Source organism: Mycobacterium sp. (assembly GCF_040398885.1).
Classification (GTDB): domain Bacteria; phylum Actinomycetota; class Actinomycetes; order Mycobacteriales; family Mycobacteriaceae; genus Mycobacterium.
Genome location: NZ_JBBATF010000075.1, coordinates 1 through 14368, shown reverse-complemented (window position 1 = coordinate 14368; position 14368 = coordinate 1). Strand labels below are relative to the sequence as shown.

The window sequence follows — 14368 nt, the reverse complement described above, 5'->3', positions numbered from 1 at the left end:
CGTCGTCGCGTTCGCGCCATCACTGAGCGCTGTCGAGGAAGACGCCGGCGGGGTCAACATCAAAGGCTTCCCGATGACCAGTTGCTACGTGAAGGGCTTTCCGGCGCAGATCACCGTGCCCATGGTGGTCGCGGTGACCACTCTCGGCGGCACCGACTACAACCCGAGGAAGTGCATCGTCGCCACCTCCCCCGGCGGGGAGCGGGTCGGCAGCCTCGAGTTCAGCTGGGAATGGGCCGACAATCCGCCCGCGCCGGTGAAGTTCCGGGTTTTCACCCAGTACCTGCCCATGCGGGCCGACGAAGCCGGCGTCTACACGATCGGCCTCTACGACAGCCTCGATGAGACCCATAGCGATGTGCTGTTCCCGCTGCCGGTGTTGAAGGCCAATCCCCTTCTGCAGAACCGGTCCTGAAAGCTTCGAAAGTCGAGGAGTACCGACGATGACCGAGAGCCCGCGCGCCGACCTGGTCGCCCAGCAGTACCAGAAGTGGCAGTACCCGGAGCCCATTCAGAACCTCGAGACCTGGCTGAGCAGTAGTTGGCAGTGGTTCGACCCGAGCCATGCCCATCGGATCCTGTGGCCGGACCGGCCGCTGAACCCCGAGCTGGACATCCTGATCGCGGGCTGCGGCACCAACCAGGCGGCGGTGTTCGCCTACACGAACCGCGCCGCCAAGGTCGTCGCGATCGACGTCAGCCAGCCCTCCCTGGACCACGGCAAGTACCTCAAGGACAAGTACTCGCTGAAGAACCTCGAACTGCGCCTGCTGCCGGTCGAGGAGGTCCCGTCGCTGGGCACGAGTTTCGACCTGGTGGTGTCCACCGGCGTGCTGCATCACCTGGCCGAGCCGAGGGACGGCATGAAGGCCCTGGCCGAAGTCCTGCAACCCGACGGGGTGGCGGCGATCATGCTGTACGCGCGCTACGGCCGGGCCGGCGTGGAGTTGATGCAGGCGATCTTCCGGGAGATGGATCTGCACCAGGACGAGGAGTCCCTGCGCATGGTCCGGGCCGCCATCAACTCGCTCGGCCCCTCCCACCCGGTCAAGAGCTACATCGGCATCGCGCCGGACCTGGCGTTCGACGCCGGCATGGTGGACACCTTCCTGCACGGGCGGGACCGCAGCTACACCGTCGGGGACTGCCTGGATCTGGTGGATTCGGCCGGCCTGGTGTTCCAGGACTGGTTCCTCAAGACGTCGTACTACCCGCCTACGCTGACCGAGCCCGAGAACGAGTTCTACGCGGCGGTCAACCAGCTTCCCGATGAGAAGAAGTGGTCGATCATGGAGCGGGTCAAGACACTCAATGCCTGCCACTTCTTCCTGGCGACCCGCCCGGAGCGGCCCAGGGAGAGCTACCGGATCGACTTCTCCGCCCGCAATGCCCTGGACTACGTCCCGTTGCTCCGCCTGCGCTGCGGGCTGAGCGGCCAGGAGATCTACCGGCCGGGCTGGCGGATCCGTCTCGACCCGACGCACCTGGCGTTCTCCCAGCAGGTCGACGGCGAGCGTTCCATCCGGGAGATCGCCGCGCGAGTGGCGCAGAGCGGCGTCCTCGGACGGGCCGACAAGGCGGAACTGGAGTACATCGGCCTTGAGCTCTTCGAGGGCCTGTGGCGCAACGACTTCATCGCCGTCGACCTCAGCGGGCTCGGCGCCTAGGCGCGTCGAGCAACAGTCCCTCGACCGCTTGTTATAATCGCCCGAATCGCTCTCCAGCGTGGCGGGGTCGGGGAGCATCCGGCCTCGCGCTTTACGCCACGGATCTCCGCGGCATCGACTACCAGGACAAATGGGACATGCTGCCACGCCTGTACTTCTCCAGACCCGCGACCGTGCTGCCGGATTCGGCGGTCGACAACGAGGCCGTGCTGGCCCGGCTCAAGGACTCGTTCGGCGGTTCGGCAAACGAATGGGAGATGGTCGAGGCGGGCGTGCGCTACGTCTTTGACCGCTGCAACACCCAGGTCCGCTACTACGAGTCGGAGGAAGAGATCGCCTCCCCGGGCGAGTGGGCCGCCCGCGCCGCGGCCGCCTGCCTGGCGGAGAACGGGGTTGCGGCCGACGACCTCGACCTGGTCATCTACGGCGGGGTGGCCCGCGACGCGTTCGAGCCGGCGACGGCCACCGAGGTGGCCGGGCGGTTGGGCGCCACACCTGCCATCACCTTCGACGTGACCTGCGCCTGTGCCGGGCTCATCGAGGCGTTGCACGTCGCGACCGGGTACTTCGCGCTGCACGAGGACATCGACACCGCGCTGATCTGCGCCGGGGAGATCACCCGCGACCGGATCACCTTCGACATGCAGACGGCCGAGGAACTGATGGTCGGCGTCGCGGGGCTGACCATCGGCAACGGGGCGGCGGCACTGCTGATCACCCGTGAGGCGCTGCCCCGGGGCGGGGCGCGCCTGGAACGGATCACGCACAAATCGCTTCCGGAGAACTGGGAGCTGTGCCGGGCGCCGGTCGACGGGCACTTCATGTCGCAGTCCAAGGAACTGTTCGCGCTGTCGGTGCACGTGGTGCCGCTGATCCGCGGTCTGCTGGCGGAATCGGACTGGGCCCCGCAGGAAGTCGACCACTATGCCTTCCACCAGCCCAGCGAGGCGGTGCTGACGAAGATCTTCGGCGACCTCGACGCCAAGCCGGAGGCGGGCATCTTCACCCACCGGTTCTACGGCAACACGGTGAGCACCGCGTGGGCCTTCGCGCTGGATCACCGCCTGAGGAACGGCACCGTCGCCGCGGGCGACAAGATCGTCATCGGAAGCGCTGCGGCCGGATTCACCATGGTCGCGGCCTCCGCCGAATGGGAGTGTTGAGTTTTGCGCCATTACCTGGAGCTGTACCGGACCATCAACAAGTCCTTCGGGTTCAAGGTCCGGCCGCTGGGCACCTTCCTGGTGCTGCAACTGCGCCAGGCGATCTCGGCGGCCACCCTCGGGGTCGATCGCGTCCTGTTCCCGGGGTTCCGCAGGAAACCCATCGACCGGCCGATCTTCATCATCGGCAATCCGCGCAGCGGCACCACCTTCCTGCACCGGTTCCTGCTGGGATCGGGCAACCTGGCTGCGTTCGAACTGTGGGAGATGCTCTTCCCGGCCATCACGGCGCGAAAGCTGCTCGGCCGGATCATCCCGCGGTTCGACCGGCTCTCGCCGGCGCGCTACCACCCCTCCGACATCCACGACACCAACCTGCGCGGTATCGAGACCGACGACGTGCTGTGGTTCTTCCGCACCCTCGACGGCCCGTTCGCGTGGGCGTACTTCCTTGCCTGGCAGGACAATTGGGGTAGCGAACTGTGCCGCCGGGAGATGGGCGTCGAGGGTGTCACCCAACGGGAGAAGGATCGCTTCTTCGAATACCACGAGGACTGCTGGCGCCGGAACCTCGCCTACAAGAAGGCCGATCGGGTGCTGGCCAAGACCAGCATGCTGACCTTCCGACTGGACGAACTGCTGGAGCGCTACCCCGACTGCAAGCTGGTCTACATCATCCGCGACCCCGTCGAGGTCATCCCGTCGGGGATGTCGCTGGTGTCCGGCGTGCTGGAGAACGGCTACAACGTCTGGGAGAAGACCAGCGAGGAGGACCAGAAACGCTGGGTGGAGAACCTGTACCAGGCCTCCTGCCAGATGCTGCGGTCCTTCCACGACGACTACGTCTCCGGCCGTATCCCGGAGAAGAACCTGTGCGTGGTGCGCTACACCGACCTCCTGCACGACCTCGAGCCGACGATGAAGCGGATCCTGGACTTCATCGAGGTGGAGCCCAGCGCGGAGTTCGCCGCGGAGATCGCCGCGCAGGCCGACAAGCAGCGCTCCTACAAGAGCAAGCACCAGCATTCACCGGAGAGATTCAACCTCGATCCCGAGCGGATCCGGCGCGATCTCGGGTTCATCTACGACACGTTCCAACTCCCCGGCAAGGCCGGCTGAAACCGTCGGGTTTTGCGCGGGTTGGAACGGGTTGAGATGGGAACCAACACTCCGCGGGACGCTTCAGCTTTGAAAAAGCCTGAAGATTTGCTATGAAGAACAACAGAAACGCTTAAAGCAGGAGGCTGGGATCGTGAATCCGTCCAGATACGTCGGCCGTGTCGGAGGTTTGGCAGCCGCTCTGGGAGTCGGTGTGGCGGTGTTCACAGCGCCCGCGGTCGCCTGGGCTGACACCGATTCGCCCTCGGGCGCTTCGGACGGCACCGCGGTGTCCAACGCGGTGTCCAACGCGGCGCCCACCGCGGTGTCCAACGCGGCGCCCGAACGCGGCGATTCGCCCCGCGCCCGCCGATCGGACGCCGGAACCGGTTCCACCGTAGGCCGGGCGCGTTCCGGCCGCGTGTCGGAGTCGACCCCGGACGCCTCCGCGGCGGACGCCCCGGCCGCACTCCCGGAGGTCGCCGCCCCGCGTCGCAACCGGGCGCCGATGGACGAGGTCCCCGGCCCAGCCGCAACATTGCCGGCACCGGCAGGGGTGAGCACAGGGGTGAGCGCAGGGCTGAGCAAAGCTTCGCCGGCCACCGCGGACGCTCCCGAGCCCGCGGCGGCCACCGTCCCCGTCGCGCCCGCGGCCACCATCCCCGTCGCGCCGGCGGCCTCGGCCGCGCTTCCCGTGCAGGTGACGCCGCCGCCGGCCCTGTTCCCCAAGCTGACCTCGCTGCTGCAGGCCAAGCCGATCAGCGCGCCGGTGAAGCCGACCGAGCGCACGACGCCGGCGACGGTCGCCGATCGCATCACGACGGCGGTCAACACGGCGGTGAGCCGCATCGTGGAGTCCCTGGCCGAGGGTTCGCCGTTCGTGCCGGCGACGGAATCCCCGGCCAACTGGCTGCTGCTGGCGTTCACCCGCAAGCAGCCCCTGTCGGCCGCCACCGGCGCCGCGCAGGTCGCCGCCCCGGTGAGCCCGACGCTGCTGGTCCTCAACGGCTACAAGGTCGTCGCCGCATCCCCGCCGGTCGTCACGGCGTTCTACGGTCCGTACACCAACTTCCCCGGCTACCCCGGCATCCAGACCGAACAGGTGTTCAACCTCGTCGACCCGGCCAGCAACACCGCGGTCGGCTCGTTCAAGGGTCTGGCGATCACCTTCAACGCCATCGGTGCGGCGCGCCAGATCGTCGTCACCGACGTGCTGTCGGGCACCGCCGGAACCGCCTCGGGCGAAACGCCCCCGGTCGGCTCGGTGATCGCGTTGAACGGCGCCCCCGCCCTGGGAACGGTCTACTCCGCGATGCCGTCGGGCTCGGGATACGTGGTCAGGTACGACCTGGTGACACCGTTCGGGACGGTCCCGCAGTCCACGCCGTACAACGCCGCCGAAGGCCTGACCGACTACGTCGAGGTCAACAAGCCGTTGAAGCTGACCGGTGGCTACTACATCGCGCCGGCGACGTCGTCCAGCAAGGACTTCACCGCGACAGCCGGTCAGCCGCCACTGTTCGGGGCCCTCCAGGGGCGTCAGTCCTACAGCCTCTTCGACAAGACGGGTGCCGTGGTCGGCGGCTTCGAGGGGCTGGTGACCACGACCTCGGACGTGCTCGGTCTCTATACCAAGGCGATCCTGGTGACCGACACCGGGGACTCCACCAACGTCGGGACCGACGTCGGGCAGGTGCCGCCGGTCGGCACGGTCTACAACATCATCAACTTCACCGACAGCCTTTACGTGCTCTACGCGTCGATGCCGTCGCCGTCGGGCACCGTGGTCTCGACCAAGCTGGTGACGCCGTTGGGGGCCACCGAGATCCCCTTCCCGTTCGACGCTTCGGCGGCGCCCGAGTTCGAGGCGCTGCAGGTTCCCGCCAGCTACAAGTTCGTTCCCACCTCCGAGTTCATCCCGGCCGGTGTGAACGGCCTTCCGCCGCGGGAGGTGATCGTGCAGGGCTACCAGCAGTTCGACGTGGTCGATGCTCTCGGCAACAAGATCGGCAGCGTCGACGCCGCCGTGACCCGCCAGTGGGATTGGATGGGCGGCCAATCCAACGCGATCCTGGTCACGAATGTCACCTCCGGCAGGCCCGGTGTGCTCGGCTGGAATGTTCCGCCGGAGGGGTCGGTGTTCAGCACCCGCACCCTCAACGGTCTTCCGCTCGGATTCTCCGACTTCTACTCGTCCATACCGACCCCGCTGGGCGACATCGTGATCTCGCAGACGGTGACGCCGTTCGGGCTCATTCCGAACTTCCTGCCCAACAACTTCTCCAAGGACCTCGACGGCGCGACCTACGTCAACCCGTTCGCCTGACGACCGGGCTCAGCCCAGCCCCGGCGGTGGAGAACCACCCGCCCGCCCTTCTTCGGGGTGAACGCGACACCGCGGTGATGCCACTTCTCGCCCGGAGCCGACGTGGTGCGGATGCTCCAGTGCCGCAACACGGTTCGCAGGACGACGTCGAGTTCCATATTCGCGAAGGCGGCGCCCACACAGCGGCGGGTGCCGCCGCCGAACGGCACCCAGAAGAACGTGTTCGGCTTCTCGCCGAGGAAGCGCCGAGGGTCGAACCGCTCCGGGTCGGGGTAGACCTGCGGGTCGCGGTGTAACTGCATCAGGTTGACGAGGATCGAATACCCCTGCGGGACAAGCCAATCGCCGAGTTCGTAGGCCGGCGCGGCGACATTTCGGCCGGCGTACTCGATGACCGTTCGGCTGCGTTGGACCTCGAAGATGGTGGCCTGCCGGTAGGTGTTGCCGTCGCCGGCCGCCTCGGCGGCCAGCCGTTCCAGAACCTCCGGGTGCCGGGAGATCCGCTCGAACGCCCAGCCCAGCGTGGACGCCGTCGTTTCGTGCCCGGCGGCCAGCAGTGCCAGCATCTCGTCGCCGAGGTCGCCGCGGCTCATCGCCGTTCCGTCGTCGTAGCTGGAGCGCAGGAAGAGCGACAGCACGTCGGTGCGGTCTTCGAAGCGGGGGTCCCGGCGGGCCCGGTCGATCAGTTTGTCCAGGACAGACTCGTAGGTCTGTCGGTGGGATGCCAGCCGGACCCAGGGGTTGAGCCGGTTCCAGCGTCGCGGCGGGCGGGCCGGGCTGGGCAACAGCGCCAGTCGCGAACCCAGCGTCACCCACTTCGGCAGCAGTTCCCGTAGCTGTTGCAACTCGGCGCCGTCGGCGCCGAACACCGCGCGCAGGATCACGTTGAGGGTGATGCGCATCATCGGTTCGAGGGTTTCGAATTCGACGCCCTCCGGCCAGGAGGCCATCTCGCGCATGGTCTCCTCTTCGACGATGCGCTCGTAGGCCTCGATGCTCCTGCCGTGCAGCGGCGGGGTGAGCAATCTTCGGCGGCGGCGGTGATCGGCGCCCTCCAGCCCGAACACCGACCCCCTGCCGAGCAGTCTGCTGAGGTTGGGCTGGATGTTGTGCAGCACGTCGGGACTGGTGGTGAAGATCTGTTTGAACAGCGCCGGGTCGGACACGATGACGGCATTGCCGAACACCGGCAGTCGGACGGTCACGGTCCGGCCGTATCGGCGGGTCACCCAGTCGCTGAACCGCAGCCGGGCGACGATGAACGCCAGACCGACCAGCGAGTCGGGGACTCTCAGCGTCGGAGGAAGCCCCGCCGCGCCGGCGGGAGGCGTCTCGAGCACCTGGCTCATCAGTCCTCCTGCGGTACCGGTGTGTACCCGGACCTCCTACGGTACCGTGAAGTACCACGTAGGACAAGGGAGGACCCGGTGAGCGCACCGGTCGCCGAGCAGGCCGTCCCCGGCCAGGACTTCCGGCGACGCCTGCTGGACGGCCTGGCCGCCGGTATCGCGGTACGCGGCTACCGCGACACGACCGTCGCCGACATCGTGCGGCACGCCCGGACCTCCAAGCGCACGTTCTACGACCAATTCGCCACCAAAGAGGACTGCTTCTTCGAACTGCTGGACGCCAACGACGAGGACCTCGTCGCGACCCTGCGCGCCGCCGTCGATCCTGGAGCGCCCTGGCGCGAGCAGGTGCGGCATGCCGTCGTCGCCTATGTGGGGACCATCGAGGCCGCGCCGGCGCTCACCCTGAGTTGGATCCGGGAACTCCCCGCCCTGGGCACCGGGTCGCGGGCGGTGATGCGCCGCGGTACGGGTCGGCTGGCCGAGGCGATCGTGCAGTTGAGCACCGGTCCCGGCTTCCGGGCTGCCGGGGTGGCTCCGCTGTCGTCGGCCGCAGCGGTGATTCTGGTCGGCGGTCTTCGCGAACTGACGGCGCAGACGGTCGAGGACGGTCGGCCGGCGGCCGACATGATCGGACCGGCGGTCGCGGTGGCGACGGCGCTGCTGGCAGGTCGGGACTGAGTTCCGACCGCCGGCGCTGCTTCGCCGGCGGGGAGCGCACCCCTTTCACCCCGCGGGCAACACGAACGCGAAAGGCCTCGGGAAACCGAGGCCTTCGAGCTCCCCGCAGCGGACGTCTCCGACCTCGACGTCGACCAACCGACCCGACGACGGTTCGTAGCAGACCATGGTGGATCCGTTGATCGCGGTCAGCAGGACCCAGTGCCGGGGGATCACCGAGCCGATCAGCATGGCCACCGGCCGGCCCCGCTCCAGCGCGGCGCACACGTCGGCCAGCCCGTCCCGGCGCCGGGCCGGGCGCCACCGGTAAGCCTCGGCGCTGTGGGCGTTGAGGGCACGCGCCACCCCCGCCGGGGTGGTTCCCAGCGCGCGGGGCCACACCACGTTAACCGCACGGTGAACCCGTCCCTGCTCGGCGTCGAACCACTGCTGGGCCCGCTCGGCCTGCAGTGGTGCGCCGTAGTCCGCGTCGAGCATCGCGGCGGCCATCACCGCCACACTCGGCCCGCAGGTCACCCCGTCGCGCTGACGCAGCCACATGCGCCCAAGGGTATCGAGGTGCTCGCGCGGGCGACGGCAATCCGATCCGGCCCGCGGGCCGGCCCGGCAGGACCGGCCCGCCGCGTTTTGCCACACCCGTCACCGGGTAGATGTTCCGCATGACGTGTGCGGTGCCGCAACGGGATCCGTCGACTGCATCCGGAGGCCTGGCCGACCTGTACCGCGACGCCCCGGACGGGGTGCGGGTCAACATGATCCTGTCCCTGGACGGGGCAGCGGTGTTCGGCGGGCTGGCCGGACCGCTGTCCAGCGTCGCCGACCACGACCTGCTGCTCGCGCTGCGCGGCTACGCCGACGTGGTGCTGGTGGGCGCCGGGACGGCCCGCGCCGAACGTTACGGACCGGTGCGGCTCGACCCCGGCCAGCGCGCCGAGCGCCGGGAGAGCGGTATCACCGACATCCCGCCCATCGCCGTGGTAACCCGCACCGGGAACCTGCCCGCATCGTTGTTCGCTGAGCCCTCCCAGCGGCCCCTGCTGGTGACCACCGCGGAGTTGGCCCGCACCCGCCCCGAACTCCGGGAGCGAGCCGATCTGGTGCTGGCCGGCGAAAGCGAGGTGGATCTCGGGGCCGCCGTCGAGCGGCTCCGCGCCCGGGGCTTCCACCGGATCCTCTGCGAAGGCGGGCCGCTGCTGCTCGGGGAGTTGATCGCCGACGACCTGGTCGACGAGATGTGCCTGACGGTCTCGCCCACCCTGGCCGGGGAGCACGCCGCGTCGCGCCGCAGCGCGCAGCTGACCGCTCCGACGCCGATGTCGCTGCGCCACGCGGTCACCGAGGGCGACCACGTGTATCTGCGGTACGGCCGGAAGCAGCACAGGTGACTGACGCGCCGGAGACCCGGCCGTGAGCCCCCGGGCCGCCGGCTCGCAGGTGTGGCCCGGCAAGGCATATCCGCTGGGCGCCAACTACGACGGCCTCGGCACCAACTTCGCGGTGTTCTCCGAGGTCGCCGAGAAGGTTGAACTCTGCCTGTTCGACGCCGACGGGTCGGGAGTCCCCCGGGAGACCCGGGTGGCGCTGCCGGAGGTCGACGGGTTCGTCTGGCACGGCTACCTGACCGGCGCCGAGCCCGGGCAGCGCTACGGCTACCGGGTGCACGGCCCGCACGACCCGCGGCGCGGTCTGCGATGCAATCCCAACAAGCTTCTACTCGACCCCTACGCCAAGGCCATCGACGGTGAATTCGACTGGCAGCAATCCCTTTTCGGCTACGACTTCGGCAGGCCGGACAGCCGAAACGACGAGGACTCCGCCGCCGCGATGCCGAAGTGCGTGGTGATCAACCCGTTCTTCGACTGGGGGGCGGACCGGTCGCCGCATCGGGAGTATGCCGGCAGCGTTATCTACGAGGCGCACGTCAAGGGACTCACCCAGACCCACCCCGACATCCCCGACAGCATCCGCGGCACCTACTCGGCCATCGCCCACCCGGTGATCATCGGCCACCTGAGGACGCTGGGGGCAACCGCCATCGAGCTGATGCCGGTGCACCACTTCGCCAACGACGCGGTGCTCGTCGAGCGGGGCCTGTCGAACTACTGGGGCTACAACACCATCGGCTTCTTCGCCCCGGACGGCAGGTACGCGTCCAGCACCACACCGGGCGGTCAGGTGCAGGAGTTCAAGGCGATGGTCCGGGCGTTGCACGAGGCCGGTATCGAGGTGATCCTCGACGTCGTCTACAACCACACCGCCGAAGGCAACCACCTCGGGCCGACACTGTCGTTCCGCGGGATCGACAACCCGGCCTACTACCGCCTCGTCGACGACGACCGGCGCTACTACACGGACTACACCGGGACCGGCAACAGCCTCAACGTCGGCCACCCGCACTCACTGCAACTGATCATGGACTCGCTGCGGTACTGGGTCAGCGAGATGCACGTCGACGGCTTCCGGTTCGACCTGGCCGCCAGCCTCGCGCGGGAGTTCTACGACGTCGACCGGCTCAGCGCCTTTTTCGAACTGGTGCAACAGGATCCGACGGTCAGCCAGGTCAAGCTGATCGCCGAGCCGTGGGACGTCGGGCCGGGCGGTTACCAGGTCGGCAACTTCCCGCCGCAGTGGACGGAGTGGAACGGCAAGTTCCGCGACACGGTCCGCGACTTCTGGCGCGGTGAAGACGCCAGGCTGGGTGAATTCGCCTACCGCATCTCCGGATCCGCCGACCTCTACGAGGCCACCGCGCGCCGGCCCGTCGCCTCCATCAACTTCGTCACCGCCCACGACGGCTTCACCCTGCGGGACCTGGTGTCCTACAACCACAAGCACAACGCGGACAACGGCGAGGACAACAACGACGGCGAGAGCCACAACCGGTCGTGGAACTGCGGGGTGGAGGGGCCGACCAGCGACCCGGAGGTGAACGCGCTGCGCAGCCGGCAGCAACGCAATTTCATCACCACTTTGTTTCTGTCCCAGGGTGTTCCGATGATCTGCCACGGCGACGAACTGGGCCGGACCCAACGCGGCAACAACAACGGCTACTGCCAGGACAACGAGAACACCTGGATCGACTGGGAGCACGCCGACACCGAACTGATGGATTTCGTCGGCTCGGTGGCCGCACTGCGGGCCGCGCACCCGGTGTTCCGCCGCCGGCGGTTCTTCGACGGCCGGCCGGTCCGGCGGCGCGGTGCGGCGGGCCTGCCCGACATCACCTGGTTCCGTCCGGACGGCTCGGAGATGAGCGACGAGGACTGGGACTCCGGGTTCGGCAAGTCGGTGGCGGTCTACCTCAACGGGCAGGGCATCCCCGACCACGACCCCCGCGGACAGCGGGTCACCGACGACTCGTTCGTCATGTGCTTCAACGCGCACCACGAGCCCATCGAGTTCACCCTTCCGCCGGCCGAGTTCGCCGCGGCGTGGGAACCGGTGGTCGACACCGCCGCCGGGCCGGGCGGAACGGCGGAGGACGCGGCGGTCAAGGCCGGCGAACCGATCCGGATCGGAGCGCGCGCCATGGTGGTGCTGCGGGCGGTCATCTAACCTCTGAGCGTGCGCAACCCGCAAGCCGGCCGGTGATGGCCCTCGCCGAGCGCTCACAGTTCACCGGGAAGGTCAAAGACCTGACCGGCCCGGGGCTCACCGACCGGTTCGGGGTCACCTGCACCGATCTGGGCGCCTCGGTGCGGGCTGCCGACGGCCGCCTGGTGTCGGTGTTCGGCGACACCTTCTCCGGCCATCGCGTGGGCTCCGGAGACTGGCGCTCACCGGTGATCCTGATCGGGACCGGCGACGCCACCCAGCCGATCGTCTACTCCCACGCCGGGGGCGCGGACCCGCGCTACGCCCGGCAACTGTGGCACTACCGGCACCGGCACTCACCCGGCCTGCTGCGCCGCGGCGTCAGCACCGTGATCCCGTCGGACCTGCTGCGGGTCGGCGACGCCCTGTTCCTGCACGCCATCGTCAATCAGGGTCTGCACAACGTGGCCTGGACCGAGATCTGGCGCTCCGACGACAACGGCGCGACCTGGCAGAAGATCGGCCGGCCCGCGAAGGTCCCCGCGCGCCTGTACAGCGGGCACGCGCAGTGCTGGACGTGGGACTACGACCCGACCGACGGATGGGTCTACGTGGTCTCGACCGGCTTCCAGCGCGACAAGGGACTCATCCTGCGCCGGGTTCGCCCGGAGCACATCGGCGACCAGGACTCCTACCTCGCCTGGGCCGGCGGCCGATGGGGCGCGGACGCCGACGTCATCACCCCGCCCGGCGAGACCTGGGGCGAGTTGACACTGCGCCGACTGGACTGCGGAACCTGGATTCTGGGCGGGTTCCTGTCGTCGTCCTACGCGCTGGGATACCGCACCATCACCGCCCCGACCGCCGACCTGACCGATGTCCCGGTCCAGCGGCCGGTGCTCGGGTGCGAGTGGGACGGCGAGGATCACGACGGTTGCCGGGTGGCCCAGTTGTACGGCGGTTACGTGCTGCCGGGCAGCCGGCTCGACGTCCCGGGCGGGGTCGGCCTGGTGGTGTCGCAGTGGAACACCGCGCGGGGCTGGCCGTACCGGGTCATGCAGTTCAGGGTCACGCTGCAAGACACCAGCCGGCGGCTCTGGATACAGTGACTGAATGCTGTTCAGAAGCCTTGTCTCGGCGGCTGTGATGGCCGGCGCGGCGTGCACGGGGGCCGCCACCGCCTCCGCAGCGCCCGATTCCGGACCGGACCTGCCCGACGTCGCCTCCTACACACCGGTCAACCCGGCGGACTACACCGTCAACGGCGGCAAGTGGCTCGCCTTCGCCGGTCCGCCGGGGGTGGTCTGCAGGATCGACGTGCTGGGCGGCAACTACGGCTGCAGCGGCCCGCTGCCGGGCGCCCCCGACGGGGTCGACCTGGTCAGCGCGGGGCCGTCCGGCCCGCCGGTGTTCGGAACCGGCGACGCCCCGTATGCCGCGGCCGGCGCGGTCCGACCGCTGCGCCCGAACACCCGGCTGAGCTACCGCTCGATCTTCTGCGGGGCCGACGACGCCGGCGCGGTGGCGTGCGTGAACGGTCCGGTCGGCTTCGTAGTCGGTCCGGACGGCACGTACATCCACGTGCCGCCACCACCGCCACCACCGCCGGCGGAACCCGCGGAAGGGGGCGTGCCGGAGGGCCCGCCGCCGCCGGCGATCGCCCCGCCGCCGGGCAGCACCCCCTGAGAGCCGGCCCCCCGGCTACTCGACGACCTGATAGAGCGAGTCGCCGTCCTCCGGCGTCCCGCTGACCTGACCGCGGTGCGCCCGGCCGGGCGGGCCCTCCGGCGGCACGATGTCGTCGATCACGTCCGGCTCCTCCTGGGCCAGCCGGGCAGCCAGCGACTCGCCCTCGCGCTGTTCCCGCGCGGTCATCCCGAACCTGTCGGCCTCGCTCCAGCGGTCGGGCGGGTCGACCACGATGTCGCCGTCGTCGTTGCGCACCACCTCGGAGTCCAGCGACTCGCTCGGGCCGAGGGTGTCGCCGATGGGGTCGTCGATGTCAGCCATGCCCCCGGCATGCCCGAACGACGCTCCCGCTAAACCGTCTTCGGGCTTAGCCCAGGAGGGTGGTCACGCCCAGGGTGAGCACGCACAGCACCACAGCGGCGGTGGTCACCGCGTAGGCGACGGTGCCCGCCCGGCCGGTCGCGAAATCGCCCATCAGGTCGCGGTCGCGGCCCAGGCCCACCATCGCCAGCAGCAGCGGGACCAGCAGCACCGCGTTGAGCACCTGTGTGCCGACCAGGATCGCCACCAGCGGAGCGTCGGGCGCGAGCACCAGGGCGGTGCCGCTCATGGTGATGAGCGCGTAGGTCAGGTAGAAGGTGCGGGCGTCTTGATACCGGTCGTCGATGGCGGCCTCCACGCCGGCGTACTCGCATACCGAGTACGCGGTGGACAGCGGGAGGATCGAGGCGCCCAGGATCGAGGCGCCGACCAGGCCGACGGCGAACAGGGTGGAGGCCGCCTCCCCGGCCAGCGGTTGGAGTGCGACCGCGGCGTCGGCGGCGTCGGTGATGCTGCGGCCGTCACGGTGCAGGGTCGCCG

The 14368-nt window shown here is 69.2% G+C and carries 14 protein-coding genes; 10 read left to right on the top strand and 4 right to left on the bottom strand.

Annotation, left to right across the window (positions count from 1 at the left end; translation table 11 throughout):
* The 5 genes from ADBZ5U_RS08860 to ADBZ5U_RS08840 form a co-directional block, all read left to right on the top strand.
* On the top strand, window positions 1-415 hold a 415-nt coding region (locus tag ADBZ5U_RS08860; RefSeq protein WP_526264503.1), incomplete at its 5' end, for a hypothetical protein.
* Between the two features lie 28 nt (window positions 416-443).
* On the top strand, window positions 444-1667 hold the full coding sequence (locus ADBZ5U_RS08855; RefSeq protein WP_526264501.1) for a class I SAM-dependent methyltransferase: 1224 nt from the start codon (window positions 444-446) through the stop codon (window positions 1665-1667).
* A 137-nt stretch (window positions 1668-1804) separates the two neighbouring features.
* On the top strand, window positions 1805-2830 hold the full coding sequence (locus tag ADBZ5U_RS08850; protein ID WP_526264499.1) for a 3-oxoacyl-ACP synthase III family protein: 1026 nt from the start codon (window positions 1805-1807) through the stop codon (window positions 2828-2830).
* 3 nt (window positions 2831-2833) lie between these two features.
* On the top strand, window positions 2834-3949 hold the full coding sequence (locus ADBZ5U_RS08845; protein WP_526264497.1) for a sulfotransferase: 1116 nt from the start codon (window positions 2834-2836) through the stop codon (window positions 3947-3949).
* Between the two features lie 133 nt (window positions 3950-4082).
* Window positions 4083-6254 carry a hypothetical protein gene (locus tag ADBZ5U_RS08840; RefSeq protein ID WP_526264495.1) on the top strand — a complete coding sequence of 724 codons (2172 nt, stop codon included), beginning with the start codon at window positions 4083-4085 and terminating at the stop codon, window positions 6252-6254.
* Here ADBZ5U_RS08840 and ADBZ5U_RS08835 read toward each other — a convergent pair.
* Complete coding sequence (locus ADBZ5U_RS08835) at window positions 6233-7603, bottom strand: cytochrome P450 (RefSeq protein ID WP_526264493.1); 1371 nt, start codon at window positions 7601-7603, stop codon at window positions 6233-6235. The two genes, ADBZ5U_RS08840 and ADBZ5U_RS08835, sit on opposite strands and share 22 nt — an antisense overlap.
* Window positions 7604-7681: 78 nt before the next feature.
* On the opposite strand from ADBZ5U_RS08835, the gene ADBZ5U_RS08830 reads away from it, so the two are divergent.
* Entirely contained in the window at window positions 7682-8284 is a 603-nt protein-coding gene (locus ADBZ5U_RS08830) for a TetR/AcrR family transcriptional regulator (protein ID WP_526264491.1), read from the top strand.
* A gap of 45 nt (window positions 8285-8329) precedes the next feature.
* On the opposite strand, the gene ADBZ5U_RS08825 is transcribed toward ADBZ5U_RS08830, so the two are convergent.
* Window positions 8330-8824 (bottom strand): hypothetical protein, encoded by a 495-nt coding sequence (locus tag ADBZ5U_RS08825; RefSeq protein WP_526264489.1) that lies wholly within the window; start codon window positions 8822-8824, stop codon window positions 8330-8332.
* A 119-nt stretch (window positions 8825-8943) separates the two neighbouring features.
* On the opposite strand from ADBZ5U_RS08825, the gene ADBZ5U_RS08820 reads away from it, so the two are divergent.
* The 4 genes from ADBZ5U_RS08820 to ADBZ5U_RS08805 are packed head-to-tail and all read left to right on the top strand — an operon-like array spanning window position 8944 to window position 13504.
* Window positions 8944-9669, top strand: coding sequence for a pyrimidine reductase family protein (locus tag ADBZ5U_RS08820; RefSeq protein ID WP_526264487.1), 726 nt, complete (start codon window positions 8944-8946; stop codon window positions 9667-9669).
* 22 nt (window positions 9670-9691) lie between these two features.
* Entirely contained in the window at window positions 9692-11839 is a 2148-nt protein-coding gene (gene glgX, locus ADBZ5U_RS08815) for a glycogen debranching protein GlgX (protein WP_526264485.1), read from the top strand.
* A gap of 35 nt (window positions 11840-11874) precedes the next feature.
* Entirely contained in the window at window positions 11875-12927 is a 1053-nt protein-coding gene (locus ADBZ5U_RS08810; protein WP_526264483.1) for a DUF4185 domain-containing protein, read from the top strand.
* 4 nt (window positions 12928-12931) lie between these two features.
* Window positions 12932-13504, top strand: coding sequence for a hypothetical protein (locus ADBZ5U_RS08805; protein WP_526264481.1), 573 nt, complete (start codon window positions 12932-12934; stop codon window positions 13502-13504).
* 15 nt (window positions 13505-13519) lie between these two features.
* Here the strand turns inward: ADBZ5U_RS08805 and ADBZ5U_RS08800 are convergent, their stop codons facing one another.
* Both ADBZ5U_RS08800 and ADBZ5U_RS08795 read right to left on the bottom strand, forming a co-directional pair.
* Window positions 13520-13828, bottom strand: a complete 309-nt coding sequence (locus tag ADBZ5U_RS08800; protein WP_526264479.1) for a hypothetical protein — start codon at window positions 13826-13828, stop codon at window positions 13520-13522.
* A 46-nt stretch (window positions 13829-13874) separates the two neighbouring features.
* A partial coding sequence (locus ADBZ5U_RS08795) for an NRAMP family divalent metal cation transporter (RefSeq protein WP_526264477.1) occupies window positions 13875-14368 on the bottom strand: 494 nt, incomplete at its 5' end.